The 24,233-nt window shown below is 71.4% G+C and carries 23 protein-coding genes; 20 read left to right on the top strand and 3 right to left on the bottom strand.

What is annotated here, in order from left to right; all coding sequences use genetic code 11:
* The first annotated feature begins 95 nt into the window (after positions 1-95).
* The 15 genes from pgsA (at position 96) to ACZ4MU_RS15070 (ending at position 15,817) form a co-directional block, all read left to right on the top strand.
* The gene (gene pgsA / locus ACZ4MU_RS15140; protein WP_467875802.1) at positions 96-749 is read left to right on the top strand and encodes a phosphatidylinositol phosphate synthase; all 654 of its coding nucleotides are present in this window, start codon (positions 96-98) and stop codon (positions 747-749) included.
* Positions 749-1,645 carry a phosphatidylinositol mannoside acyltransferase gene (locus ACZ4MU_RS15135; protein ID WP_467875799.1) on the top strand — a complete coding sequence of 299 codons (897 nt, stop codon included), beginning with the start codon at positions 749-751 and terminating at the stop codon, positions 1,643-1,645. The genes pgsA and ACZ4MU_RS15135 overlap by 1 nt, the downstream gene beginning before the upstream one ends.
* The gene (locus ACZ4MU_RS15130) at positions 1,642-2,802 is read left to right on the top strand and encodes a glycosyltransferase family 4 protein (RefSeq protein ID WP_467875797.1); all 1,161 of its coding nucleotides are present in this window, start codon (positions 1,642-1,644) and stop codon (positions 2,800-2,802) included. Before ACZ4MU_RS15135 ends, ACZ4MU_RS15130 begins: the two co-directional genes overlap by 4 nt.
* Positions 2,803-3,250: 448 nt before the next feature.
* A complete protein-coding gene (locus tag ACZ4MU_RS15125) occupies positions 3,251-3,796 on the top strand; it encodes a hypothetical protein (RefSeq protein WP_467875794.1) in 546 nt (181 codons plus the stop codon).
* Between the two features lie 254 nt (positions 3,797-4,050).
* A complete protein-coding gene (pdxS, locus tag ACZ4MU_RS15120; protein WP_467875791.1) occupies positions 4,051-4,965 on the top strand; it encodes a pyridoxal 5'-phosphate synthase lyase subunit PdxS in 915 nt (304 codons plus the stop codon).
* 19 nt (positions 4,966-4,984) lie between these two features.
* Positions 4,985-5,572, top strand: coding sequence for a pyridoxal 5'-phosphate synthase glutaminase subunit PdxT (pdxT, locus tag ACZ4MU_RS15115; protein ID WP_467875788.1), 588 nt, complete (start codon positions 4,985-4,987; stop codon positions 5,570-5,572).
* Positions 5,573-5,634: 62 nt separating this feature from the next.
* On the top strand, positions 5,635-6,387 hold the full coding sequence (locus tag ACZ4MU_RS15110; RefSeq protein ID WP_406554627.1) for a YebC/PmpR family DNA-binding transcriptional regulator: 753 nt from the start codon (positions 5,635-5,637) through the stop codon (positions 6,385-6,387).
* Positions 6,388-6,524: 137 nt separating this feature from the next.
* Positions 6,525-7,070: a crossover junction endodeoxyribonuclease RuvC gene (ruvC, locus tag ACZ4MU_RS15105; RefSeq protein WP_467875784.1), complete on the top strand. Its 546-nt coding sequence runs from the start codon at positions 6,525-6,527 to the stop codon at positions 7,068-7,070.
* Positions 7,067-7,672 carry a Holliday junction branch migration protein RuvA gene (gene ruvA, locus ACZ4MU_RS15100; protein WP_467875782.1) on the top strand — a complete coding sequence of 202 codons (606 nt, stop codon included), beginning with the start codon at positions 7,067-7,069 and terminating at the stop codon, positions 7,670-7,672. Before ruvC ends, ruvA begins: the two co-directional genes overlap by 4 nt.
* Before the next feature lie 56 nt (positions 7,673-7,728).
* On the top strand, positions 7,729-8,814 hold the full coding sequence (gene ruvB / locus ACZ4MU_RS15095; protein ID WP_467875779.1) for a Holliday junction branch migration DNA helicase RuvB: 1,086 nt from the start codon (positions 7,729-7,731) through the stop codon (positions 8,812-8,814).
* Between the two features lie 169 nt (positions 8,815-8,983).
* Positions 8,984-9,454, top strand: coding sequence for a preprotein translocase subunit YajC (yajC, locus tag ACZ4MU_RS15090; protein ID WP_467875776.1), 471 nt, complete (start codon positions 8,984-8,986; stop codon positions 9,452-9,454).
* 144 nt (positions 9,455-9,598) lie between these two features.
* A complete protein-coding gene (gene secD, locus ACZ4MU_RS15085) occupies positions 9,599-11,398 on the top strand; it encodes a protein translocase subunit SecD (RefSeq protein ID WP_467875773.1) in 1,800 nt (599 codons plus the stop codon).
* A gap of 1 nt (position 11,399) precedes the next feature.
* On the top strand, positions 11,400-12,509 hold the full coding sequence (gene secF, locus ACZ4MU_RS15080; RefSeq protein WP_467875770.1) for a protein translocase subunit SecF: 1,110 nt from the start codon (positions 11,400-11,402) through the stop codon (positions 12,507-12,509).
* A complete protein-coding gene (locus tag ACZ4MU_RS15075) occupies positions 12,506-13,048 on the top strand; it encodes an adenine phosphoribosyltransferase (RefSeq protein WP_467875767.1) in 543 nt (180 codons plus the stop codon). The genes secF and ACZ4MU_RS15075 overlap by 4 nt, the downstream gene beginning before the upstream one ends.
* Before the next feature lie 285 nt (positions 13,049-13,333).
* A complete protein-coding gene (locus ACZ4MU_RS15070) occupies positions 13,334-15,817 on the top strand; it encodes a RelA/SpoT family protein (RefSeq protein ID WP_467875764.1) in 2,484 nt (827 codons plus the stop codon).
* Positions 15,818-15,937: 120 nt separating this feature from the next.
* Here ACZ4MU_RS15070 and ACZ4MU_RS15065 read toward each other — a convergent pair whose 3' ends face one another.
* On the bottom strand, positions 15,938-17,167 hold the full coding sequence (locus ACZ4MU_RS15065) for a DUF349 domain-containing protein (protein ID WP_467875762.1): 1,230 nt from the start codon (positions 17,165-17,167) through the stop codon (positions 15,938-15,940).
* Between the two features lie 175 nt (positions 17,168-17,342).
* Positions 17,343-18,131: a peptidylprolyl isomerase gene (locus tag ACZ4MU_RS15060; RefSeq protein ID WP_467875760.1), complete on the bottom strand. Its 789-nt coding sequence runs from the start codon at positions 18,129-18,131 to the stop codon at positions 17,343-17,345.
* 149 nt (positions 18,132-18,280) lie between these two features.
* On the opposite strand from ACZ4MU_RS15060, the gene ACZ4MU_RS15055 reads away from it, so the two are divergent.
* The 4 genes from ACZ4MU_RS15055 (at position 18,281) to ACZ4MU_RS15040 (ending at position 22,542) form a co-directional block, all read left to right on the top strand.
* Positions 18,281-18,991, top strand: coding sequence for an MBL fold metallo-hydrolase (locus ACZ4MU_RS15055; RefSeq protein WP_467875757.1), 711 nt, complete (start codon positions 18,281-18,283; stop codon positions 18,989-18,991).
* A 14-nt stretch (positions 18,992-19,005) separates the two neighbouring features.
* Entirely contained in the window at positions 19,006-20,268 is a 1,263-nt protein-coding gene (gene hisS / locus ACZ4MU_RS15050; RefSeq protein ID WP_467875755.1) for a histidine--tRNA ligase, read from the top strand.
* A gap of 191 nt (positions 20,269-20,459) precedes the next feature.
* Entirely contained in the window at positions 20,460-21,092 is a 633-nt protein-coding gene (locus ACZ4MU_RS15045) for a vitamin K epoxide reductase family protein (RefSeq protein WP_467875752.1), read from the top strand.
* Positions 21,093-21,189: 97 nt separating this feature from the next.
* Positions 21,190-22,542 (top strand): replication-associated recombination protein A, encoded by a 1,353-nt coding sequence (locus ACZ4MU_RS15040; protein WP_467875750.1) that lies wholly within the window; start codon positions 21,190-21,192, stop codon positions 22,540-22,542.
* Positions 22,543-22,666: 124 nt separating this feature from the next.
* On the opposite strand, the gene ACZ4MU_RS15035 is transcribed toward ACZ4MU_RS15040, so the two are convergent.
* Positions 22,667-23,365, bottom strand: coding sequence for a DUF2470 domain-containing protein (locus tag ACZ4MU_RS15035; protein WP_467876352.1), 699 nt, complete (start codon positions 23,363-23,365; stop codon positions 22,667-22,669).
* Positions 23,366-23,608: 243 nt separating this feature from the next.
* Here ACZ4MU_RS15035 and rpsD point away from each other — a divergent pair, with 243 nt between their 5' ends.
* The gene (rpsD, locus tag ACZ4MU_RS15030; RefSeq protein ID WP_101392271.1) at positions 23,609-24,223 is read left to right on the top strand and encodes a 30S ribosomal protein S4; all 615 of its coding nucleotides are present in this window, start codon (positions 23,609-23,611) and stop codon (positions 24,221-24,223) included.
* Positions 24,224-24,233: the final 10 nt, after the last annotated feature.

Below are 24,233 nucleotides of genomic sequence, written 5' to 3'. Positions count from 1 at the left end.
GAGGGTGCGCGGCGGTGGAGGCGCGCGGGCCTGGCTACGATGGGCCAGCCGGTGGCCAGCAGGGCCGCGCGGCCACACCGACCGTCGGGAAGGCCATGCTGAACAAGTACGCGCGTGCATTCTTCACGCGTGTCCTCACGCCGTTCGCCGCGTTTCTGCTCCGCCGGGGGGTGAGCCCCGACGCCGTGACCCTGCTGGGCACGGCCGGAGTGATGGCGGGGGCGCTGGTCTTCTTCCCCCGCGGGGAGCTCTTCTGGGGCACGATCGTCATCACCCTGTTCGTCTTCTCCGACCTGGTCGACGGCAACATGGCCCGCCAGGCGGGGATCTCCAGCCGGTGGGGCGCGTTCCTCGACTCCACGCTCGACCGTGTCGCGGACGGGGCCATCTTCGGTGGCTTCGCCCTCTGGTACGCGGGCGGCGGTGACGACAACGTGCTGTGCGCGGTCGCGATCTTCTGCCTGGCCAGCGGCCAGGTCGTCTCGTACACCAAGGCGCGCGGCGAGTCGATCGGGCTGCCGGTCGCCGTCAACGGCCTGATCGAGCGGGCCGAGCGCCTGGTGATCTCGCTGGTCGCGGCGGGGCTCGCGGGGCTGCACAAGTTCGGGGTGCCGGGCATCCAGATCCTGCTGCCGATCGCGCTGTGGATCGTGGCCGTGGGCAGTCTGATCACGCTGATCCAGCGGGTGGTGACGGTGCGCCGCGAGTGCGCGGAGGCCGACGCCGCCGCCGCGAGCGAGGCCGCCTGATGCGGGAACGGCTGACGGACACGCTCTACGGACTGGGCTGGGCCACCGTCAAGAAGCTCCCCGAGCCGGTGGCCACGGGCCTGGGCCGGCGGATCGCGGACACGGTGTGGAAGCGGCGCGGCAAGAGCGTGCTGCGGCTGGAGTCCAACCTCGCGCGCGTGGTGCCCGACGCCTCCCCGCAGCGCCTGGCCGAGCTGTCGCGGGCCGGGATGCGCTCCTACATGCGGTACTGGATGGAGTCCTTCCGGCTGCCGGCCTGGAGCAGGGACCGGATGCGGACCGGGTTCGCGGCCAGGGACCTGCACCACCTCACCGACGGCCTCGCCGCCGGGCGGGGCGTGGTCCTGGCGCTGCCGCACATGGGCAACTACGACCTGGCGGGTGCCTGGGTCACCACCGCGCTCGAGACGCCGTTCACCACGGTCGCCGAGCGGCTCAAGCCCGAGACGCTGTACGACCGGTTCGTCGCCTACCGCGAGGGCCTGGGCATGGAGGTCCTGCCGCACACCGGCGGCGCGGCCTTCGGCACGCTGGCGAGGCGGCTGCGGGCGGGCGGTCTGGTCTGCCTGGTGGCGGACCGTGACCTGTCCGCCTCCGGCGTCGAGGTGAAGTTCTTCGGGGAGACGGCGCGGATGCCCGCCGGACCCGCGATGCTGGCCCAGCGGACCGGCGCCCTGCTGCTGCCCGTGACGCTCTGGTACGACGCGTCGCCGGTCATGCAGGGCCGGGTGCACCCGCCGATCGACGTGCCCGAGACGGGCACGCGCGCGGAGAAGACCTCCGTGATGACCCAGGCGCTGGCCGACGCCTTCGCCACCGGAATCGCCGAACACCCGGAGGACTGGCACATGCTGCAGCGGCTGTGGCTCGCCGACCTTGAGGAGCGCCGGGCGTGAGGATCGGCATCGTCTGCCCGTACTCCTGGGACGTACCGGGTGGCGTGCAGTTCCACATCAGGGACCTGGCCGAGCATCTGATCCGGCGCGGCCACGAGGTCTCCGTCCTGGCCCCCGCCGACGACGAGACGCCGCTGCCGCCGTACGTGGTCTCGGCGGGCCGGGCGGTCCCGGTCCCGTACAACGGCTCGGTGGCCCGGCTGAACTTCGGGTTCCTGTCGGCGGCCCGGGTACGGCGGTGGCTGCACGAGGGCACCTTCGACGTCATCCACATCCACGAGCCCGCCTCGCCCTCGCTGGGCCTGCTGAGCTGCTGGGCGGCGCAGGGCCCCATCGTGGCGACCTTCCACACCTCCAACCCGCGTTCGCGGGCGATGATCGCCGCCTATCCGATCCTCCAGCCCGCCCTGGAGAAGATCAGCGCACGGATCGCGGTGAGCGAGTACGCGCGGCGCACGCTGGTCGAGCATCTCGGCGGCGACGCGGTCGTCATCCCCAACGGCGTCGACGTCGACTTCTTCGCCAAGGCCGAGCCCCGGCCCGAGTGGCAGGGCGACACCCTGGGGTTCATAGGGCGTATCGACGAGCCGAGGAAGGGCCTGCCGGTCCTGATCAAGGCGCTGCCGAGGATCCTCGCGGAACGGCCGCGGACCCGTCTGCTGGTGGCGGGGCGCGGCGACGAGCAGGAGGCGGTGGCGTCCCTGCCGGCGGAGCTCCGCCCGCGCGTGGAGTTCCTGGGCATGGTGAGCGACGAGGACAAGGCGCGCTTCCTGAGCAGCGTCGACGTGTACGTGGCGCCCAACACCGGCGGCGAGAGCTTCGGCATCATCCTCGTCGAGGCGCTCTCCGCCGGGGCGGCGGTGCTGGCGAGCGACCTGGACGCGTTCGCGCAGGTCCTGGACCAGGGCAGCGCGGGTGAGCTCTTCGCCAACGAGGACGCGGACGCCCTGGCGACGGCGGCCCTGCGCCTCCTGGCCGACCCGGCCCGCCGGGCCGAACTCGGGGCACGGGGTTCGGCCCATGTGCGGCGCTTCGACTGGTCGACGGTGGGGGCGGACATCCTGGCGGTGTACGAGACGGTGACGGACGGGGCGGCGTCGGTGGCGACGGACGAACGCCCGGGCTTCATGTCCCGCTTCGGCCTGGCCCGCGACTGACCCCCCGGGGGCAGGGGGAGGAAACTTGCGGGGCCTGCGGCCCCTGCGCCCCGCCGCCTTTCGTCTGCGGACGGTGCCTGGCTGGTCGCGCAGTTCCCCGCGCCCCTGGGGGGCCGCCCGCCTCCGGAGAGGGAGGTTCGGGCCCGAACGGTCAGGCCACGAGCAACAGAGGCCCACTGCTTCGACGGGGCGCGAGCAACTCACCACTGCCCGCAGCCGGGGTCCGGGCCCTGAAGGGGCGCGGGGAACTGCGCGACCAGCCCACCACCGGGCCGCAGACGGGCAAGGACCCCCGGGGCGGAGCCCCGAAGCGGGATGCGGAGGCCGCAGGCCCCGCCGGGGGTCTGGGGGCGCAGCCCCCGGGAGAACCGACCGCCCCCCAACCCCCACCCACCCCCGGACGCTTCAGGCAAAGAGGCGCCCCAGGCGCCCGGTAGCCTTGCCGCCCGTGACCGTAACCCTCATCTGGATCGCCGTGGCCCTCCTCGCCACCGGCCTCTACCTCAGCTGGACCGCCGGCCGCCTCGACCGCCTGCACGCCCGTATCGACGCCGCCCGCGCCGCCCTCGACGCCCAGTTGCTGCGCCGCGCCTCGGTCACCCAGGAACTGGCCACCTCCGGCGTCCTGGACCCGGCGGCCTCCATCGTGCTGTACGAGGCCGCCCACGCGGCCCGCCAGGCCGAGGAGGAGCAGCGGGAGGTCGCCGAGAGCGAGCTGAGCCAGGCGCTGCGGGCCGTCTTCGGCGAGCCCGCCCAGGTCGACGTGGTCCGGGAGGCCCCCGGCGGCGTGGACGCGGCGGAGGAGCTGGCCCAGGCCGTACGCCGGGTCCCCATGGCCCGCCGCTTCCACAACGACTCCGTACGCGCGGCTCGCGCCCTGCGCAGGCACCGCAAGGTCCGCTGGTTCCGGCTGGCCGGCCACGCCCCGTTCCCGCTCGCCTTCGAGATGGACGACGAGCCTCCGACCGCGCTCGCGGACCGCCCGGGCTCCTAGCTCCTGGCCACGACCGGGCCCACCGCACCCGCCGGGGCACCACACCGCCTCGCGACCGGGGCACCACACCGCGACCGGGGCAGGTCACAGCGGCCGCGACCGCCCCCACCCCCACCCCCGACCAGGCCAAAACGATCCACCGGCTCCACATTGGCCCTTGCTGTGGACTGGTCCGGCGGGCGACGCTCTGGTGCAGTAGGAAACCCGGCAGGAAACGCCAGCAGGAAACCCCTTCTCCACCCCAGCGAGGTCCCGTGTCCAGCACCCTCCCCAACAGCGTCCAGAACCCCGAGACCGGCACCGCGCGCGTGAAGCGCGGCATGGCCGAGCAGCTCAAGGGCGGTGTGATCATGGACGTGGTCAACGCCGAGCAGGCGAAGATCGCCGAGGACGCGGGCGCCGTGGCCGTCATGGCCCTGGAGCGGGTCCCGGCCGACATCCGCAAGGACGGCGGCGTCGCCCGGATGTCCGACCCCAACATGATCGAGGAGATCATCGAGGCGGTCTCCATCCCGGTCATGGCCAAGTCCCGTATCGGCCACTTCGTCGAGGCCCAGGTCCTGCAGTCGCTCGGCGTCGACTACATCGACGAGTCCGAGGTCCTCACCCCGGCCGACGAGGTCAACCACTCCGACAAGTGGGCCTTCACCACCCCCTTCGTCTGCGGCGCCACCAACCTGGGCGAGGCGCTGCGCCGTATCGCCGAGGGTGCGGCCATGATCCGCTCCAAGGGCGAGGCCGGCACCGGCAACGTCGTCGAGGCCGTCCGTCACCTGCGCCAGATCAAGAACGAGATCGCCAGGCTGCGCGGCTTCGACAACAACGAGCTGTTCGCCGCCGCCAAGGAGCTGCGCGCCCCGTACGAGCTCGTCAAGGAGGTCTCGGAGCTGGGCAAGCTGCCGGTCGTCCTCTTCTCCGCCGGTGGTGTGGCGACCCCCGCCGACGCCGCGCTGATGCGCCAGCTGGGCGCCGAGGGCGTCTTCGTCGGCTCCGGCATCTTCAAGTCGGGCGACCCCGCCAAGCGCGCCGCCGCCATCGTGAAGGCCACCACCTTCTACGACGACCCGAAGATCATCGCGGACGCCTCCCGCAACCTGGGCGAGGCCATGGTCGGCATCAACTGCGACACCCTCCCCGAGGCCGAGCGCTACGCCAACCGCGGCTGGTAAGGCACAGGTACCGAAGGACATGAGCAGTACACCCGTCATCGGCGTCCTGGCACTCCAGGGCGACGTACGGGAGCACCTGATCGCCCTGGCCGCGGCGGACGCCGTGGCCAGGCCGGTCCGGCGCCCCGAGGAGCTCGCCGAGGTGGACGGTCTCGTCATCCCCGGCGGCGAGTCCACCACCATCTCCAAGCTCGCGGTCCTGTTCGGGCTGATGGAGCCGCTGCGCGCGCGCGTGGCCGACGGCATGCCCGTCTACGGCACCTGCGCCGGCCTGATCATGCTCGCCGACAAGATCCTCGACCCGCGTTCGGGCCAGGAGACGATCGGCGGCATCGACATGATCGTGCGCCGCAACGCCTTCGGACGGCAGAACGAGTCCTTCGAGGCCACCGTCGAGGTCAACGGAGTCGGCCCCGTCGAGGGCGTCTTCATCCGGGCGCCCTGGGTGGAGTCGGTGGGCGTGCGGGCCGAGGTCCTCGCCGAGCACGGCGGACACATCGTCGCCGTCCGCCAGGGCAGCGCGCTGGCGACGTCGTTCCACCCCGAACTCACCGGCGACCACCGGATGCACGCCCTCTTCGTCGACATGGTGCGCGCCGCCCGGTGACCGGCTCCCGGTAGGATCTCTGGCGAACGACGCAGAATTGGTTACGCGAAGGAGACAGGCAGATGTCCGGCCACTCTAAATGGGCTACGACGAAGCACAAGAAGGCCGTGATCGACGCCAAGCGCGGCAAACTCTTCGCGAAGCTGATCAAGAACATCGAGGTCGCGGCCCGCACCGGGGGCGCCGACATCGACGGCAACCCGACCCTCTTCGACGCCGTGCAGAAGGCGAAGAAGCAGTCGGTGCCCAACAAGAACATCGACTCCGCGCTCAAGCGCGGCGCCGGTCTCGAGGCGGGCGGCGCCGACTACGAGACGATCATGTACGAGGGTTACGGCCCCAACGGTGTCGCGGTGCTCATCGAGTGCCTCACCGACAACCGCAACCGTGCCGCCTCGGACGTGCGCGTCGCCATGACCCGCAACGGCGGCTCGATGGCCGACCCGGGCTCCGTCTCGTACCTCTTCAACCGCAAGGGCGTCGTCGTCCTGCCCAAGGGCGAGCTCACCGAGGACGACGTCCTGGGCGCCGTCCTGGACGCGGGTGCCGAGGAGGTCAACGACCTCGGCGAGTCCTTCGAGATCATCTCCGAGGCCACCGACCTGGTCGCGGTGCGCACCGCGCTCCAGGAGAACGGCATCGACTACGACTCCGCCGAGGCCAACTTCGTCCCGACCATGCAGGTCGAGCTGGACGAGGAGGGCGCGCGCAAGATCTTCAAGCTGATCGACGCGCTGGAGGACAGCGACGACGTGCAGAACGTCTTCGCCAACTTCGACGTCTCCGACGAGGTCATGGAGAAGGTCGACGCGTAACACGGCGCCGCGCGGGCGTTTTCCGGCGGGCCGGTGGGACACATCCCACCGGCCCGCCGCCGTTGTCAGTGGCAGCGGATAGCCTGGCAGCCGAGTCAAAGATCACCGAGGGTCAAGGATCACCGAGGGGAGGGCGCGTGCGGGTACTGGGCGTGGACCCGGGGCTGACCCGGTGCGGCGTCGGTGTCGTCGAGGGCGTGGCGGGCCGCCCGCTGGCGATGCTCGGCGTCGGCGTGGTCCGCACGCCCGCCGACGCGGAGCTCGGCCACCGCCTGGTCGCCATCGAGCAGGGCATCGAGCAGTGGCTGGACGAGCACCGGCCCGAATTCGTCGCCGTGGAGCGGGTGTTCAGTCAGCACAACGTGCGGACGGTGATGGGCACCGCCCAGGCCAGCGCCGTCGCCATGCTCTGCGCCTCCCGGCGCGGCATCCCGGTCGCCCTGCACACCCCCAGCGAGGTCAAGGCCGCCGTCACCGGCAGCGGCCGGGCCGACAAGGCCCAGGTCGGGGCGATGGTGACCCGCCTCCTGCGGCTGGACGCCCCGCCGAAACCGGCCGACGCGGCGGACGCGCTGGCCCTCGCCATCTGCCACATCTGGCGCGCCCCCGCCGTCAACCGTCTGCAACAGGCGCACGAGCAGGCCCGCCGTGCCCACCTCCCCGTAAAGAAGGTCACGCGATGATCGCCTTCGTCAGCGGCCCGGTCGCCGCCCTCGCCCCCGACGCCGCGGTGGTCGAGGTCGGCGGTGTCGGCATGGCCCTGCAGTGCACGCCCAACACCCTGGCCACCCTGCGCCTCGGCCAACAGGCCAAGCTCGCCACGTCGTTGGTCGTCCGCGAGGACTCACTGACGTTGTACGGCTTCGCGGACGACGACGAGAAGCAGGTCTTCGAGCTGCTCCAGACCGCCAACGGGGTGGGCCCCCGCCTCGCCCAGGCCGTCCTGTCGGTGCACACCCCGGACGCGCTGCGCCGGGCCTTCGCCTCCGGCGACGAGAAGGCGCTCACGGCCGTGCCGGGCATCGGCAAGAAGGGCGCCCAGAAGCTCCTCATCGAGCTGAAGGACCGGCTCGGCGCGCCCGTCGGCAGCGCCCCGGCCGTCGGTGCCCCCGTCACGGCGGGCTGGCGCGACCAGCTGCACGCCGCCCTGATCGGCCTCGGGTACGCCACCCGCGAGGCCGACGAGGCGGTCACCGCCGTGGCCCCCCAGGCCGAGGCCGCCGAGTCGCCGAACATCGGGGCCCTGCTGAAGGCCGCGCTCCAGACCCTCAACCGGGCCCGCTGAGCGGCCCGTTCCCCGCCCTGCCCGACGCCGCCCGACCCGACGAGAGAACCGCACTGATGAACTGGGACGAGACCGGATCCGAAGCCGACGCCGCCGACCCGAGGCTGGTCGGTTCGGTGGCCGACGGCGAGGACCAGGCCGTCGAGGCCGCCCTGCGGCCCAAGGACCTGGAGGAGTTCGTCGGCCAGGAGAAGGTCCGCGAACAGCTCGACCTGGTGCTGCGGGCCGCCCGCGCCCGCGGCGCCACCGCCGACCACGTGCTGCTCTCCGGCGCCCCCGGCCTCGGCAAGACCACGCTCTCGATGATCATCGCGGCCGAGATGGGCGCCCCCATCCGCATCACCAGCGGCCCGGCCATCCAGCACGCGGGCGACCTCGCCGCGATCCTCTCCTCCCTCCAGGAGGGCGAGGTCCTCTTCCTCGACGAGATCCACCGGATGTCGCGGCCCGCCGAGGAGATGCTCTACATGGCGATGGAGGACTTCCGGGTCGACGTGATCGTCGGCAAGGGCCCCGGCGCCACCGCCATCCCGCTGGAGCTGCCCCCCTTCACCCTGGTCGGCGCCACCACGCGCGCGGGGCTGCTGCCGCCCCCGCTGCGCGACCGCTTCGGCTTCACCGGCCACATGGAGTTCTACGAGCCGGCCGAGCTGGAGCGAGTGATCCACCGCTCGGCCCGGCTGCTCGACGTGGAGATCGACCCGGCGGGAGCGGCCGAGATCGCCGGCCGCTCGCGCGGCACGCCCCGTATCGCCAACCGCCTGCTGCGCCGCGTCAGGGACTACGCGCAGGTGAAGGCCGACGGCGTGATCACCCGCGAGATCGCCGCTGCGGCCCTGGGGGTGTACGAGGTGGACGGCCGCGGCCTGGACCGCCTCGACCGGGCGGTGCTCCAGGCCCTGCTGAAACTGTTCGGCGGCGGCCCGGTCGGCCTGTCCACGCTGGCGGTCGCGGTGGGGGAGGAGCGCGAGACCGTCGAGGAGGTGGCCGAGCCCTTCCTCGTACGGGAAGGGTTGCTGGCGCGCACCCCGCGCGGGCGGGTGGCCACCCCCGCCGCCTGGGCCCACCTGGGCCTCGTCCCGCCCCAGCAGGGCCAGGGCGGCGTGCCGGGAAGCGGACAACAGGGGCTCTTCGGGCCGTGACGGCGCGGGTGGGTGCACGGGGAGGAACCCGGGTGGGATGCTGGGCGTTGTTCCAGCTGTGCGGACTCGCTTAGACTCCGCCGATGCCGTCCTCGTATTTGCCGGTCGGCATACCCACCCCCAGATCAGGCCGCACTCCTTGCGCGGTCGTGCGAAGGAAGTTCGTCCCGTGAATCCCGTGACCCTTCTCCCCTTCATCATCCTCATCGGGGCCATGTTCCTCATGACCCGCTCCGCGAAGAGGAAGCAGCAGCAGGCCGCCGCCATGCGGAACGACATCCAGCCCGGCACCGGCGTCCGCACCATCGGTGGCATGTACGCCACCGTGAAGGAGATCGGCGACGACACGGTCCATCTGGAGGTGGCGCCGGGCGTCCACGCCGTCTACGCGAAGAACGCGATCGGTGCGGTCCTCTCCGACGAGGAGTACAACCGCATCGTGCACGGCGAGACGGACGAGGCCGCCGACCTCCCGGTCGTGCCGGACGACGCCTCGTCGCTGACCGGGACCGCCGAGCACCCGGCCGACGCGGCCGAGGCCGCCCCGGCGGACAAGATCGACCTGGGCAAGAAGGACGAGGCGGACGACGCCGCCGCGCCCAAGGACGGCAAGGCAGACGGCGGGTCGGACGCGAAGTAGCCGCTCTCGGGGACCGGCGGGCGCCCTCGCGCGCCCGCCGGTCCCGCCGAGGGTGACGACTTCCACGGGGGACGTCCCCACAACACTTCGTGGCCGCCCAGGCGCACACCCGGCGCGGGCGGTTGGACAGGGAGAAACGACAAGGTGGCAGCACCGAAGAAGGGCCGAAGGCCGGCGGGGGCCCAGGGCAGGCCGGGGCGCACCCTGGCCCTGTTCCTGATCGCCATGGTGGCCCTCGCGGGCGGCATGTTCGCCTCCGGGCACAACACGCCCCGCCTGGGCATCGACCTCGCCGGCGGTACGAGCATCACGCTCAGGGCGAAGGCCGAGCCCGGCCAGGAAAAGGCGATCAACAAGAACAACATGGACACCGCGGTCTCGATCATGAACCGCCGTGTCAACGGTCTGGGTGTCTCCGAGGCCGAGGTCCAGACCCAGGGCGATCGCAACATCATCGTCAACATCCCCAAGGGGACGAACTCGGAGCAGGCCCGCCAGCAGGTCGGCACCACCGCCAAGCTGTACTTCCGGCCCGTCCTGACGGTCGCCGCCGGCACTCCCGCCAAGCCCCAGCCCAGTGGCTCGCCGAGCCCCTCGGCCAGCAAGAGCTCGGACAAGGCGGGCAAGAACGGCGACAAGAACAAGCCGTCCTCGACGCCGTCGGCCAAGCCGAGCGCGAAGTCGACGCCGCAGGGCCGCGCCCTCACCGACGCCCTCAAGGCGGACGGCAAGCCCTCCCCGAGGACCACGCCGGGCATCCCCTCGACGCCCCCCAAGCCGGGTACGACGCCGGGCGCGACGCCGGGCGCGACGCCCCCCGTACCGCCCACGGGCGACGCGGCCGCCGTGGCCAAGCTCCAGAAGCAGTTCGAGGCACTCGACTGCTCCACCAAGGAGTCGCGCGCCAAGGCCGCCTTCGGCAGCAAGGCCACGGACACCATCGCGGCCTGCGACCAGACCGGTGAGGCCAAGTACATCCTGGGCCCCTCCGAGATCGAGGGCACGGACGTCAAGAAGGCCAAGGCCGTCATCGACCAGCAGCGCGGCATGTGGATCGTGCAGATGGACTTCACGGGCAAGGGCTCGAAGAAGTTCCAGTCGATCACCGGCAAGCTGTCGAAGCAGCAGTCCCCGCAGAACCAGTTCGCCATCGCGCTGGACAACCAGGTCGTCTCCGCCCCGTCGGTGAGCCAGACGCTCAGCGGCAGCGCCGAGATCTCCGGCAGCTTCAACCAGCGCTCCGCCAACGACCTGGCGAACGTGCTGTCGTACGGCGCCCTGCCGCTCTCCTTCGAGGAGCAGAGCGTCACCACCGTCACCGCCGCCCTCGGCGCCGACCAGCTGCACGCCGGTCTGATCGCCGGCGCCATCGGCCTGGGGCTGGTCATCATCTACCTGGTGCTGTACTACCGGGGCCTGGCGCTGGTCGCCATCCTGAGCCTCGTGGTCTCCGCGGTGCTCACGTACGTGATCATGGCGCTGCTCGGTCCGGCCATCAACTTCGCGCTGAACCTGCCCGCGGTCTGCGGTGCCATCGTCGCCATCGGCATCACGGCGGACTCGTTCATCGTGTACTTCGAACGGATCCGGGACGAGATCCGCGAGGGCCGCACCCTGCGTCCGGCCGTCGAGCGGGCCTGGCCCCGCGCCCGGCGCACGATCATGGTCTCCGACTTCGTGTCGTTCCTCGCCGCCGCGGTGCTCTTCATCGTGACCGTCGGCAAGGTCCAGGGCTTCGCGTTCACGCTGGGCCTGACCACCCTGCTCGACATCGTCGTGGTGTTCCTCTTCACCAAGCCGGTGATGACGCTCCTGGCGCGCAAGCAGTTCTTCGCCGGCGGCCACCCGTGGTCCGGTCTGGATCCGCAGCGTCTGGGCGCCAGGCCGCCGCTGCGCCGCTCCCGCCGCACCCCCGCCGCCCCCACCGACCCGAAGGAGGCGTGAGATGTCGCGACTCGGTCATCTCGGCGCCCGGCTCTACCGCGGTGAGGTCGGCTACGACTTCGTCGGCAAGCGGAAGATCTGGTACGGCATCTCGATCCTGATCACCATCACGGCCATCCTGGGCCTGGCGGTGCGGGGTCTGACGATGGGTATCGAGTTCGAGGGCGGCGCGGTCTTCACCACCCCGAAGACCTCCGCCTCGGTCGCCCAGGCGGAGGAGGTCGCGGAGCGCGCCTCCGGCCACGACGCGATCGTGCAGAAGCTCGGCAACAAGGGCCTGCGCATCCAGATCAGCGGTATCGACACCGCGAAGTCGGACACGATCAAGACCGAGCTCTCCAAGGAGCTCAAGGTCCCCGCCGAGGACATCAACGCCGACCTCGTCGGTCCCAGCTGGGGCGACCAGATCGCCAACAAGGCGTGGACCGGTCTGATCGTGTTCATGATCCTCGTGGTGATCTATCTGGCGATCGCCTTCGAGTGGCGCATGGCGCTCGCGGCCCTGGTCGCGCTGATCCACGACATCACGATCACCGTCGGTATCTACGCGCTGGTCGGCTTCGAGGTCACCCCGGGCACCGTGATCGGTCTGCTCACCATCCTCGGTTACTCGCTCTACGACACCGTCGTCGTCTTCGACGGTCTCAAGGAGGGCCAGCGGGGCATCACCAAGCAGACCAGGCTCACCTACAGCGAGATGGCCAACAAGAGCCTCAACGGCACCCTGGTGCGCTCCATCAACACCACGGTCGTCGCGCTGCTCCCGGTGGCGGGCCTGCTGTTCATCGGTGGCGGCGTCCTCGGCGCCGGCATGCTGAACGACATCTCGCTGTCGCTCTTCGTCGGCCTCGCGGCCGGCGCGTACTCGTCGATCTTCATCGCCACCCCGCTGGTCGCGGACCTCAAGGAGCGCGACCCGCAGATGAAGGCCCTCAAGAAGCGGGTGCTCGCCAAGCGGGCCGCCGCCGCGGCCAAGGGCGAGACCGAGGAGCCCCGTGACGGTGAGCCGCAGGACGGCGGCGAGGACGCGGAGGACGCGACCGCGGCCGCCGGCGCGGTCGTCGGCCAGCGCCGCCAGCCCTCCCGCAACAACCGGGGGAAGCGCCGATGACGGTCTCCACCCAGGAGCTGCTGCTCAGCCGCATCCGTGACGTGCCGGACTACCCCAAGCCCGGTGTGCTGTTCAAGGACATCACGCCGCTGCTCGCGGACCCGGCTGCCTTCACGGCCCTGACCGACGCCCTCGCCGAGCTGTGCGTACGCCACGGCGCGACGAAGATCGTCGGCCTGGAGGCGCGCGGCTTCATCCTGGCGGCCCCGGCCGCGGTCCGCGCCGGGATCGGCTTCATCCCCGTACGCAAGGCGGGCAAGCTCCCCGGAGCCACGCTCTCCCAGGCGTACGAGCTGGAGTACGGCACGGCCGAGATCGAGGTGCACGCCGAGGACCTGGCCGCGGGCGACCGCGTCATGGTCATCGACGACGTCCTGGCGACCGGTGGCACGGCCGAGGCCTCGCTGGAGCTCATCCGGCGGGCCGGGGCCGAGGTGGCAGGTGTGGCGGTCCTGATGGAGCTCGGCTTCCTGGGCGGGCGCGAGCGGCTGGAACCCGCCTTGCGCGGGGCCCCGCTGGAGGCTCTCATCACGCTCTGAGCAAGAGCCGCGGACATCAGGAGGCGGGCGCCGGGGAATCCGGCGCCCGCCTTCCGCGTTGACGAGGATGTGCCTGATGAGGGCCGGTCCGGCAGGACGCACCGGGCGCCCCTCCCGCCCCGGGACGGCGGCCTCTCCCCGGTGAGGCGGCGCCCCGGCTACAGCCGGTCACACCCGCCCGACACGAACCGGCCGCCCAGGATCGATACCATGGGCTTCCGGGCCTGACCGGGGGACCCGGATCCTCCCCCAGACTCCGTCCGGGGAGATTCCAGAGGAGCGCTCTTGCCAGACGAGGCCCAGCCACTCTCCGCCGAGCGGCCCGACCAGCGGGCCGAGCAGCCCACGGCGGCCCCCGCCGCGCCCCAGCAGCCCGCGGCGGAGCCCGAGCCGGCCGCCCCGCAGACGCCCCGGCGCGCGGCGGCCCCGGCCCCCAAGGCCACGCCCCCCGCGAGCCCGCCGGCCCGCTCCGGCGGCGGCTCCTCCAACCGTGTCCGCGCCCGGCTCGCCCGCCTCGGTGTGCAGCGCACCTCCGCGTACAACCCGGTCCTCGAACCGCTGCTGCGGATAGTGCGCGGCAACGACCCGAAGATCGAGAGCGCCACGCTGCGCCAGGTCGAGACGGCCTACCAGGTCGCCGAGCGCTGGCACCGCGGCCAGAAGCGCAAGAGCGGCGACCCGTACATCACGCATCCGCTCGCCGTCACCACCATCCTGGCCGAGCTGGGCATGGACCCGGCGACCCTGATGGCCGGGCTGCTCCACGACACCGTCGAGGACACCGAGTACGGCCTGGACACCCTGCGCCGCGACTTCGGCGACCAGGTGGCCCTGCTCGTCGACGGCGTCACCAAGCTCGACCGGGTCCAGTTCGGCGACGCCGCCCAGGCCGAGACCGTGCGCAAGATGGTCGTCGCCATGGCCAAGGACCCGCGCGTCCTGGTCATCAAGCTCGCGGACCGCCTGCACAACATGCGCACCATGCGCTACCTCAAGCGGGAGAAGCAGGAGAAGAAGGCCCGCGAGACCCTGGAGATCTACGCTCCGCTCGCCCACCGCCTGGGCATGAACACCATCAAGTGGGAACTGGAGGACCTCGCCTTCGCGATCCTCTACCCCAAGATGTACGACGAGATCGTGCGGCTGGTGGCCGAGCGCGCGCCCAAGCGCGACGAGTACCTCGCCATAGTGACCGACGAGGTCCAGTCCGACCTGCGCGCCGCCCGCATCAAGGCGACCGTCACCGGCCGCCCCAAGCACTACTACAGCGTCTACCAGAAGATGATCGTCCGCGGCCGTGACTTCGCGGAGATCTACGACCTGGTGGGCATCCGCGTCCTGGTGGACACCGTCCGCGACTGCTACGCGGCGCTGGGCACGGTCCACGCCCGCTGGAACCCGGTTCCGGGGCGGTTCAAGGACTACATCGCGATGCCCAAGTTCAACATGTACCAGTCGCTGCACACCACGGTCATCGGCCCCAACGGCAAGCCCGTCGAGCTCCAGATCCGTACGTTCGACATGCACCGCCGCGCCGAGTACGGCATCGCCGCGCACTGGAAGTACAAGCAGGAGGCCGTCGCCGGTGCCTCCAAGGTGCGCACCGACGTGCCGAAGAAGGCCGGCAAGGACGACCACATCAACGACATGGCGTGGCTGCGCCAGCTGCTCGACTGGCAGAAGGAGACCGAGGACCCCAGCGAGTTCCTGGAGTCCCTGCGCTTCGACCTCTCCCGCAACGAGGTCTTCGTCTTCACCCCCAAGGGCGATGTCATAGCGCTCCCGGCGGGTGCCACGCCCGTCGACTTCGCGTACGCGGTCCACACCGAGGTCGGCCACCGGACCATAGGCGCACGCGTCAACGGCCGGCTCGTACCGCTCGAATCGACGCTGGACAACGGCGACCTGGTGGAGGTCTTCACCTCCAAGGCGGCCGGCGCCGGGCCCTCGCGCGACTGGCTGGGCTTCGTCAAGTCGCCGCGCGCCCGCAACAAGATCCGCGGCTGGTTCTCCAAGGAGCGCCGCGACGAGGCGATCGAGCAGGGCAAGGACGCCATCGCGCGCGCCATGCGCAAGCAGAACCTGCCGATCCAGCGGATCCTCACCGGCGACTCCCTGGTCACCCTCGCCCACGAGATGCGCTACCCCGACATCTCCTCGCTGTACGCGGCGATCGGCGAGGGCCATGTGGCGGCCCAGGGCGTCGTCCAGAAGCTGGTGCAGGCGCTCGGCGGCGAGGAGGCGGCCAACGAGGACATCGCCGAGTCGGCGCCGCCCTCGCGCGGACGTAGCAAGCGCCGGGCCAACGCCGACCCGGGCGTGGTGGTCAAGGGCGTCGAGGACGTGTGGGTCAAGCTGGCCCGGTGCTGCACGCCCGTCCCCGGCGACCCGATCATCGGTTTCGTGACGCGCGGCAGCGGTGTCTCGGTGCACCGGGCGGACTGCGTCAACGTCGACTCGCTCTCGCAGCAGCCGGAGCGGATCCTGGAGGTCGAGTGGGCCCCGACGCAGTCGTCGGTCTTCCTGGTCGCCATCCAGGTCGAGGCGCTCGACCGCTCCCGGCTCCTGTCGGACGTCACCCGCGTCCTGTCCGACCAGCACGTCAACATCCTGTCGGCGGCCGTGCAGACCTCCCGCGACCGGGTGGCCACCTCCCGCTTCACCTTCGAGATGGGCGACCCCAAGCACCTGGGCCACGTCCTGAAGGCGGTGCGGGGCGTGGAGGGCGTGTACGACGTGTACCGGGTGACGTCGGCCCGCCGCCCGTAGCCCGTCCCGTAATCCGTTACGGGGCCCCGTAGCGCCCGAGGGCCCGGCCGTGTCACCACGGCCGGGCCCTCGTTCACGCGCCCCCGAGGGGCGCCGGTCCACCTTGCGGGAGCCGGGTGCTCAGCCGCCGAACTCCTCCAGGCCCTTCAGAGCCTGGTCGAGCAGGGCCTGGCGGCCCTCCAGCTCCTTGGCGAGCTTGTCGGCCCTGGCGTTGTTGCCCGCCGCGCGTGCCGCGTCGATCTGGCCGCGCAGCTTGTCGACGGCGGCCTGGAGCTGGCCCGTCAGCCCGGCGGCACGCGCGCGTGCCTCCGGGTTGGTGCGGCGCCACTCCGACTCCTCGGCCTCCTTCAGAGCCCGCTCCACGGCGTGCATCCGGCCCTCGACCTTGGGACGCGCGTCGCGCGGCACATGGCCGATGGCCTCCCAGCGCTCGTTGATGCCGCGGAAGGCCGCGCGGGCCGCCTTCAGATCGGTCACCGGGAGGAGCTTCTCGGCCTCGACCGCCAGCTCCTCCTTGAGCTTGAGGTTCTCGGTCTGCTCGGCGTCACGCTCCGCGAAGACCTCCCCGCGCGCGGCGAAGAAGACGTCCTGGGCGCCGCGGAAGCGGTTCCACAGCTCGTCCTCGGCCTCGCGCTGGGCACGGCCCGCGGCCTTCCAGTCGGCCATCAGCTCGCGGTAGCGGGCCGCCGTGGCGGCCCAGTCCGTGGACGAGGACAGCGACTCGGCCTCGACGACCAGCTTCTCCTTGGCCTTGCGGGCCTCCTCGCGCTGCGCGTCCAGCGACGCGAAGTGCGCCTTGCGCCGCTTGGAGAACGCCGAGCGCGCGTGCGAGAAGCGGTGCCACAGCTCGTCGTCGGACTTCCGGTCCAGCCGGGGCAGGCCCTTCCAGATGTCCACGAGGGCCCGCAGCCGCTCGCCGGCCGAGCGCCACTGCTCGCTCTGCGCCAGCTCCTCGGCCTCGGCGACCAGCGCCTCCTTGGCGTGCTTGGCCTCGTCGGTCTGCTTGGCCTTCTGGGCCTTGCGCTCCTCGCGCCGCGACTCGACGGTCTCGACCAGCTTGTCGAGCCGCCCCCGCAACGCGTCGAGGTCACCCACCGCGTGGTGCTCGTCCACCTGGGTGCGCAGGTGGTCGATCGCCGCCTGGGCGTCCTTCGCCGACAGGTCGGTGGTCCTCACCCGCCGCTCGAGGAGGCCGATCTCGACAACCAGGCCCTCGTATTTGCGCTCGAAGTAGGCCAGGGCCTCCTCGGGAGTCCCCGCCTGCCACGATCCGACGACCACTTCGCCCTCGGCTGTACGCACATACACGGTGCCCGTCTCGTCGACGCGGCCCCACGGGTCGCTGCTCACAGCGCCTCCTCCACATGATGCCTCTACGAGGGATCGGGCCCCCACGGCATCGTCCACAGTTTCCGGGACGGGCCTCGCCCGTCCTCCACAACGCGTTCGTCACCGCGCTGCACAACGCCAATCTAGGCGACCGGCCGCCCGGCTGTCCGCACTCAGCGCGGCCGACTTCCGCGGGTCAGTCCTTGTTGACGGTGGCCTTCTCGATGGTGACGGCCGTCTTGGGCGCACCGTCCCCGGCGCCTCCCGCCACACCCGCCTTCGCGACCTCCTGGACGGCCTTGAGCCCGGCGGCGTCCATGGTGGCGAACGGTGTGTAGGTGGGGGGCAGTTTGGTCTCCTTGTAGACCAGGAAGAACTGGCTGCCGCCGGTGTGCGGCTGGCCGGTGTTGGCCATCGCGACGGTGCCCGCCGGGTAGGTGACCGTACCTTCCGCGCCCGCCTTGCCCAGGGCCGTCAGATTCTCGTCCGGGAGCGTGTAGCCGGGGCCGCCGGTGCCGTCGCCCTTGGGGTCGCCGCACTGGAGGACGAAGATGCCCTGCGTGGTCAGACGGTGGCACTTCGTGTTGTCGAAGTAACCCTTGTCGGCGAGGGACTTGAACGAGTTGACCGTGTGCGGGGTCTTCGCCGCGGCCATCGTGAAGGCGATGTCGCCCGCGCTGGTCTTCAGCGACATCGTGTACGACGCCTTCTGGTCGATCGCCATCTTCGGCTCCGGAGCCGAGTCCTTGCTCGCCTGGGGCGTCGGCGTCCGGGAGGGGGAGGCGGCGTCCGACTTCTTGTCGTCGTCGCCGTCGAAGGATCCCGTGGCGAAGGCCGCCCCGCCCGCCGCGACGACCACCGCGAGGGTGGCCGCGATGACGGTGTTGCGGCGCTTGGCCTTGCGCCGGGCCTCCTCACGGCGGCGCTGCTGACGCTCGAACTTCTCCCGGGCGAGCTGGCGCCGGCGCTGATCGCTGCTGACCACCGGTGGTCTCCTTGTGCGGTGTAGTGGCGTACGGACGCGTGTACGCGCGGACTGTGCCCGTACCGTATATGGGTTCGCTGTGACAGGAGCAGCGCCGGTAGGCTCTGAACAGCCGCAACCACCCGCCGTACGAGAAACTGAGGACGATCGTGCTCATTGCCGGGTTCCCCGCCGGGGCCTGGGGGACCAACTGCTACCTGGTCGCCCCCGCCGCAGGCGAGGAGTGCGTGATCATCGACCCGGGCCACCAGGCCGCCCAGGGAGTCGAGGACGCGCTCAGGAAGCATCGGCTCAAGCCCGTCGCCGTCGTCCTCACCCACGGCCACATCGACCACTGCGCCTCGGTCGTCCCGGTCTGCGGCGCCCATGACGTTCCCGCCTGGATCCACCCCTCGGACCGGTACATGATGAGCGACCCGGAGAAGGCCCTCGGCCGCTCCTTCGGCGCTCAGATCATGGGCGAGCTGACCATCGGCGAACCGGACGACGTCAAGGAGCTGACGGACGGCGCGAAGCTGGAGCTCGCCGGGATGGAGCTCACCGTGTCGCACGCGCCCGGCCATACCAAGGGGTCGGTGACGTTCGGGCTGCCCGAGGCGGAGGACATCCCTCCGATCCTGTTCTCGGGCGACCTGCTCTTCGCCGGCTCCGTCGGACGCACCGACCTGCCCGGCGGCAGCCACGCCGAGCTCCTCGAGTCGCTGGGCCGTGTGTGCCTGCCGCTCGACGACTCGACCGTGGTGCTGTCCGGCCACGGCTCCCAGACCACCATCGGCCAGGAGCGCGCCACCAACCCGTATCTGCGGCAGGTGGCCGCCGGCCCGGGAGAGGGCATCGCCTCTCCCCGACGAGGAATGTGACGAGAAGCTTCCCCATGAGTACCTTCCAGGCTCCCAAGGGCACCTACGACCTGCTCCCGCCCGACTCGGCCCGCTTCCTCGCGGTGCGCGAGGCCATCGCGGCGCCCCTGCGGCGGTCGGGCTACGGCTACATCGAGACCCCGGGCTTCGAGAACGTCGAGCTGTTCGCGCGCGGTGTCGGCGAGTCCACCGACATCGTGACCAAGGAGATGTACGCCTTCGAGACCAAGGGCGGCGACCGCCTCGCCCTGCGCCCCGAGGGCACCGCGTCCGTGCTGCGCGCCGCCCTGGAGGCCAACCTCCACAAGGCAGGCAACCTGCCCGTCAAGCTCTGGTACTCGGGCTCGTACTACCGCTACGAGCGCCCCCAGAAGGGCCGCTACCGCCACTTCTCGCAGGTCGGCGCCGAGGCGATCGGCGCGGAGGACCCGGCGCTCGACGCCGAGCTGATCATCCTGGCGAACGACGCCTACCGCTCACTGGGCCTGCGCCACTTCCGCATCCTGCTGAACTCGCTGGGCGACCAGGAGTGCCGTCCCGTCTACCGGGCCGCGCTCCAGGACTTCCTGCGCGGCCTCGACCTCGACGAGGACACCCTGCGCCGGGCCGAGATCAACCCGCTGCGCGTCCTCGACGACAAGCGGGACGCGGTCCAGAAGCAGCTGGCGGGGGCGCCGCTGCTGCGCGACTACCTGTGCGACGCGTGCAAGGCGTACCACGAGGAGGTCCGCGAGCTGCTGACCGCCGAGGGCGTGGCGTACGAGGACGACGCCCGGCTGGTGCGTGGCCTCGACTACTACACCCGCACCACCTTCGAGTTCGTCCACGACGGCCTGGGCTCGCAGTCCGCGGTCGGCGGCGGTGGCCGCTACGACGGCCTCTCCGAGATGATCGGCGGCCCCGCGCTGCCGTCGGTGGGCTGGGCGCTGGGCGTGGACCGTACGGTGCTGGCGCTGGAGGCCGAGGGCGTCGCCCTCGACATCCCCTCCGCGACCAGCGTGTTCGCGGTGCCGCTGGGCGAGGAGGCGCGGCGGGTGCTGTTCCGCGTGGTCACCGAGCTGCGCCGGTCCGGAGTGGCGGCCGACTTCAGCTTCGGCGGCAAGGGCCTCAAGGGCGCCATGAAGAACGCCAACCGCTCCGGCGCCCGCCTCACCCTGGTCGCGGGCGAGCGGGACCTGGCCGAGGGCGTGGTGCAGCTCAAGGACATGGAGTCCGGCGACCAGGTCGCGGTCCCCGTCGCGGACGCCGTCGAGGCCGTGCGCGCGCGCCTGGTCTGACGGCCGGGTCAACTCGGTGCGTACGGCGTCGTCCTGACGGATGACGCCGGGGCGAAGTGCCAAGTCCGGTCCCCGCGGGCCGGACTCGGCGCCACCGATGCCGTCGTCCTTATCCCCATCGAACGGTGGCCGGGCCATGGATTGCGGCACAATGGCCGTGCCCAGCAGCCACGGAATGACGGAACGGCGATATGACCACAACAGTTGACGACGTCTCCTTCGGCCGGGAGCAGGTGAGCACCGAGGGCACCGTCGGGGCCGGCCGCGCGTTCGCGTGGCTCCTGGTGATCACGGGAGCCGCCGGACTGCTCGCGGCCTGGGTCATCACGCTCGACAAGTTCAAGCTGCTGGAGGACCCGAACTTCACCCCCGGGTGCAGCCTCAACCCGGTGGTCTCCTGCGGCAACATCATGAAGAGCGACCAGGCGTCGGCCTTCGGCTTCCCCAACCCGATGCTGGGCCTGGTGGCGTACGGGATCGTCGTCGCGGTCGGCATGAGCCTGCTGGCGGGCGCCCGCTTCCGGCGCTGGTACTGGCTGACGCTGAACGCGGGCACGCTCTTCGGGGTCGGATTCTGCACCTGGCTGCAGTTCCAGTCGCTGTACCGGATCAACGCCCTGTGCCTGTGGTGCAGCCTGGCCTGGGTCGCCACGATCTTCATGTTCTGGTACGTGACCTCGCACAACATCCGCCGCGGCCTGCTGCCCGCGCCGACCTGGCTGAAGTCGTTCCTGTCGGAGTTCACCTGGGTGCTGCCGGTGGTGCACGTCGGGATCATCGGGATGCTGATCCTGACCCGCTGGTGGGATTTCTGGACCAGCTGACGCGCCTGACGGGGGCCGACCGGTGCTCAACCGGCGCTGAGCTGGGGTTTCCCCCGTCCTGACGGCATTGTCAGTGGGGTGGCATAGGGTTCTTGACGTGGAGCCCGACCTGTTCACCGCAGCCGCAGAGGACCGCCAGGAGAAAGACCCGGCGGGCAGCCCTCTGGCCGTCCGGATGCGCCCGCGCGTCCTCGACGAAGTGGTGGGCCAGCAGCATCTGCTGAAGCCCGGCTCGCCGCTGCGCCGCCTGGTGGGGGAGGGGAGCGGCGGCCCCGCCGGGCCCTCCTCGGTGATCCTCTGGGGCCCGCCCGGCACCGGCAAGACCACTTTGGCGTACGTGGTGTCCAAGGCGACCAACAAGCGGTTCGTCGAGCTCTCCGCGATCACCGCGGGGGTCAAGGAAGTGCGGGCCGTGATCGACGGGGCCCGCCGGGCGATCGGCGGCTTCGGCAAGGAGACCGTCCTCTTCCTCGACGAGATCCACCGCTTCTCCAAGGCCCAGCAGGACTCCCTGCTCCCGGCGGTGGAGAACCGCTGGGTGACGCTGATCGCCGCCACCACGGAGAATCCGTACTTCTCGGTGATCTCCCCCCTGCTCTCCCGCTCCCTGCTGCTGACCCTGGAGCCGCTCACCGACGACGACCTGCGCGCGCTGCTGCGCCGGGCGGTCGAGGAGGAGCGCGGACTCGGCGGCGCGGTGACCCTGGCCGAGGACGCCGAGGCGCATCTGCTGCGGATCGCGGGCGGCGACGCCCGGCGCGCGCTGACCGCCCTGGAGGCGGCGGCGGGCTCGGCCCTGGCCCAGGAGGAGCGGGAGGTCACGCTCCGCACCGTCGAGGAGACGGTCGACCGGGCGGCCGTGAAATACGACAAGGACGGCGACCAGCACTACGACGTGGCGAGCGCCCTGATCAAGTCCATCCGCGGCTCGGACGTGGACGCGGCGCTGCACTATCTGGCGCGGATGATCGAGGCGGGCGAGGACCCGCGGTTCATCGCCCGCCGGCTGATGATCTCCGCGAGCGAGGACATCGGCCTCGCGGACCCGACGGCGCTGCCGACGGCCGTCGCCGCCGCCCAGGCGGTCGCCATGATCGGCTTCCCCGAGGCGGCCCTCACCCTCAGCCACGCCACCATCGCCCTGGCCCTGGCCCCCAAGTCGAACGCGGCGACCACCGCGATCGCCGCCGCGATGGAGGACGTCCGCAAGGGCCTGGCCGGTCCGGTCCCGCCGCATCTGCGCGACGGCCACTACAAGGGCGCGGCCAAGCTCGGCCACGCCCAGGGGTATGTGTACCCGCACGACGTGCCGGGCGCGATCGCCGCCCAGCAGTACGCACCGGAAGCGGTCGCCGACAGGCGCTACTACGAACCCACGCGCTACGGCGCGGAGGCGCGGTACGCGGACGTGGTCGAGAAGGTCCGCGAGCGGCTCGGCCGGGGCGAGTAGGCCCCCCTGCCCCGGGTTTTCCCGCCCCGGGCGTCCCCGGCCCGGGCCTCCCCACCCCGGGCGCCTGCGGCGGCACCCGGGCACCCGGGCGCCCGCGCCCCACCCCGTCCGCCGCCGCGTACCGTCAGTCCGCCGCCGCTTCGAACAGCCGCCGCATGGCCCGGCGCAGCTGGACGAGGCCGGTCACCGGCTCCGGGAACTCGAACCGGGCGTCGAAGCAGTGCCCGGCGGTGTCCCGGAACCGCACCCGCAGCCCGAACCGGTCGAGCGCCAGCGGTGTGACCGAGGCCAAGGCCCGGTCCCCCTCGGGTCCGAGCCGGGCCACCAGCCCGCACAGCGACCGCACCTGCTCCCCGTGGTGGGCGTGGAGGTGCTGGAGCAGCTCGCTCTCCTCCCGGACCAGCGGATCGGGCTCGGCCGCGGCGAACGCCCCGGGCTCCACCGCGCTCGCGCCCCACAGGTCGTCCACGTACGCCTCGTTCACCTCCAGGCGCAGCGTCATGCTGCCGGGCGGGGCCAGGCCGGGCACGCGGGTGAGCCAGCCGGTGATCCAGGCGCGGCCCCGGATACGGTGGGGGACGGAGACCGGCGCCACATCGGTGATCTCCAGGACGGCGGAGAGCTCGTCGTCCTGGGCGTGTGTCGCGGCCCGTACGGCGGGGGAGTCGGCGGGGAAGAGCAGGAACAGATCGCCCTCGGGACCGACGTTGCGCAGCCGGGGCATCAACTGTTCCGGGCGGGCCGCGTCGAGGCCGGTCGGGAGGAGCACGGAGGAGCAGGTACTATGTACGAGAGTTCGTGTGCGCTCGGCTGCTGACGGCATCCGCGCGATTTCATGTCCGCTGGGACGCGGCTGACCACGATCTGATCGGACCTCCGTCACGTGACCGGTGGCATGCTGCGCACCGGTACCGGCCCCGTTCTGCGGGCCGGTGGAGCCGGCCCCTTCTGCGGGTGCGGCCTTCTTCGTGCTGTCCGTGATGTGACTGGTGTTCCCCGGACGAGACATACGATCTCCTTGAGTAAGGTGAGCCTAACCTAACCCAACCATGGAGGTTTGGAGAACGTGCCTAACCAGTCGCGTCCCAAGGTCAAGAAGTCCCGTGCGCTCGGTATCGCGCTGACGCCGAAGGCCGTCAAGTACTTCGAGGCCCGTCCGTACCCGCCGGGCGAGCACGGCCGTGGCCGCAAGCAGAACTCGGACTACAAGGTCCGTCTGCTCGAGAAGCAGCGTCTGCGCGCCCAGTACGACATCTCTGAGCGTCAGATGGCGCGTGCCTACGACCGCGCCAAGAAGGCCGAGGGCAAGACGGGCGAGGCGCTGGTCGTCGAGCTCGAGCGCCGCCTCGACGCCCTGGTCCTGCGTTCGGGCATCGCCCGCACCATCTACCAGGCCCGCCAGATGGTCGTCCACGGCCACATCGAGGTCAACGGTGGCAAGGTCGACAAGCCGTCGTTCCGTGTCCGTCCGGACGACGTCATCACCGTGCGCGAGCGCAGCCGCGAGAAGCACCCCTTCCAGGTGGCCCGCGAGGGTGGCTACGCCGGCGAGGGCGAGACCCCGCGCTACCTCCAGGTGAACCTGAAGGCCCTGGCCTTCCGCCTGGACCGTGACCCGAACCGCAAGGAAATCCCGGTCATCTGCGACGAGCAGCTCGTCGTCGAGTACTACGCCCGCTGATCCGGGTGCG

This window comes from Streptomyces sp. NPDC026377, from assembly GCF_055567715.1.
This window is presented reverse-complemented; position numbering and strand designations above follow the sequence as displayed.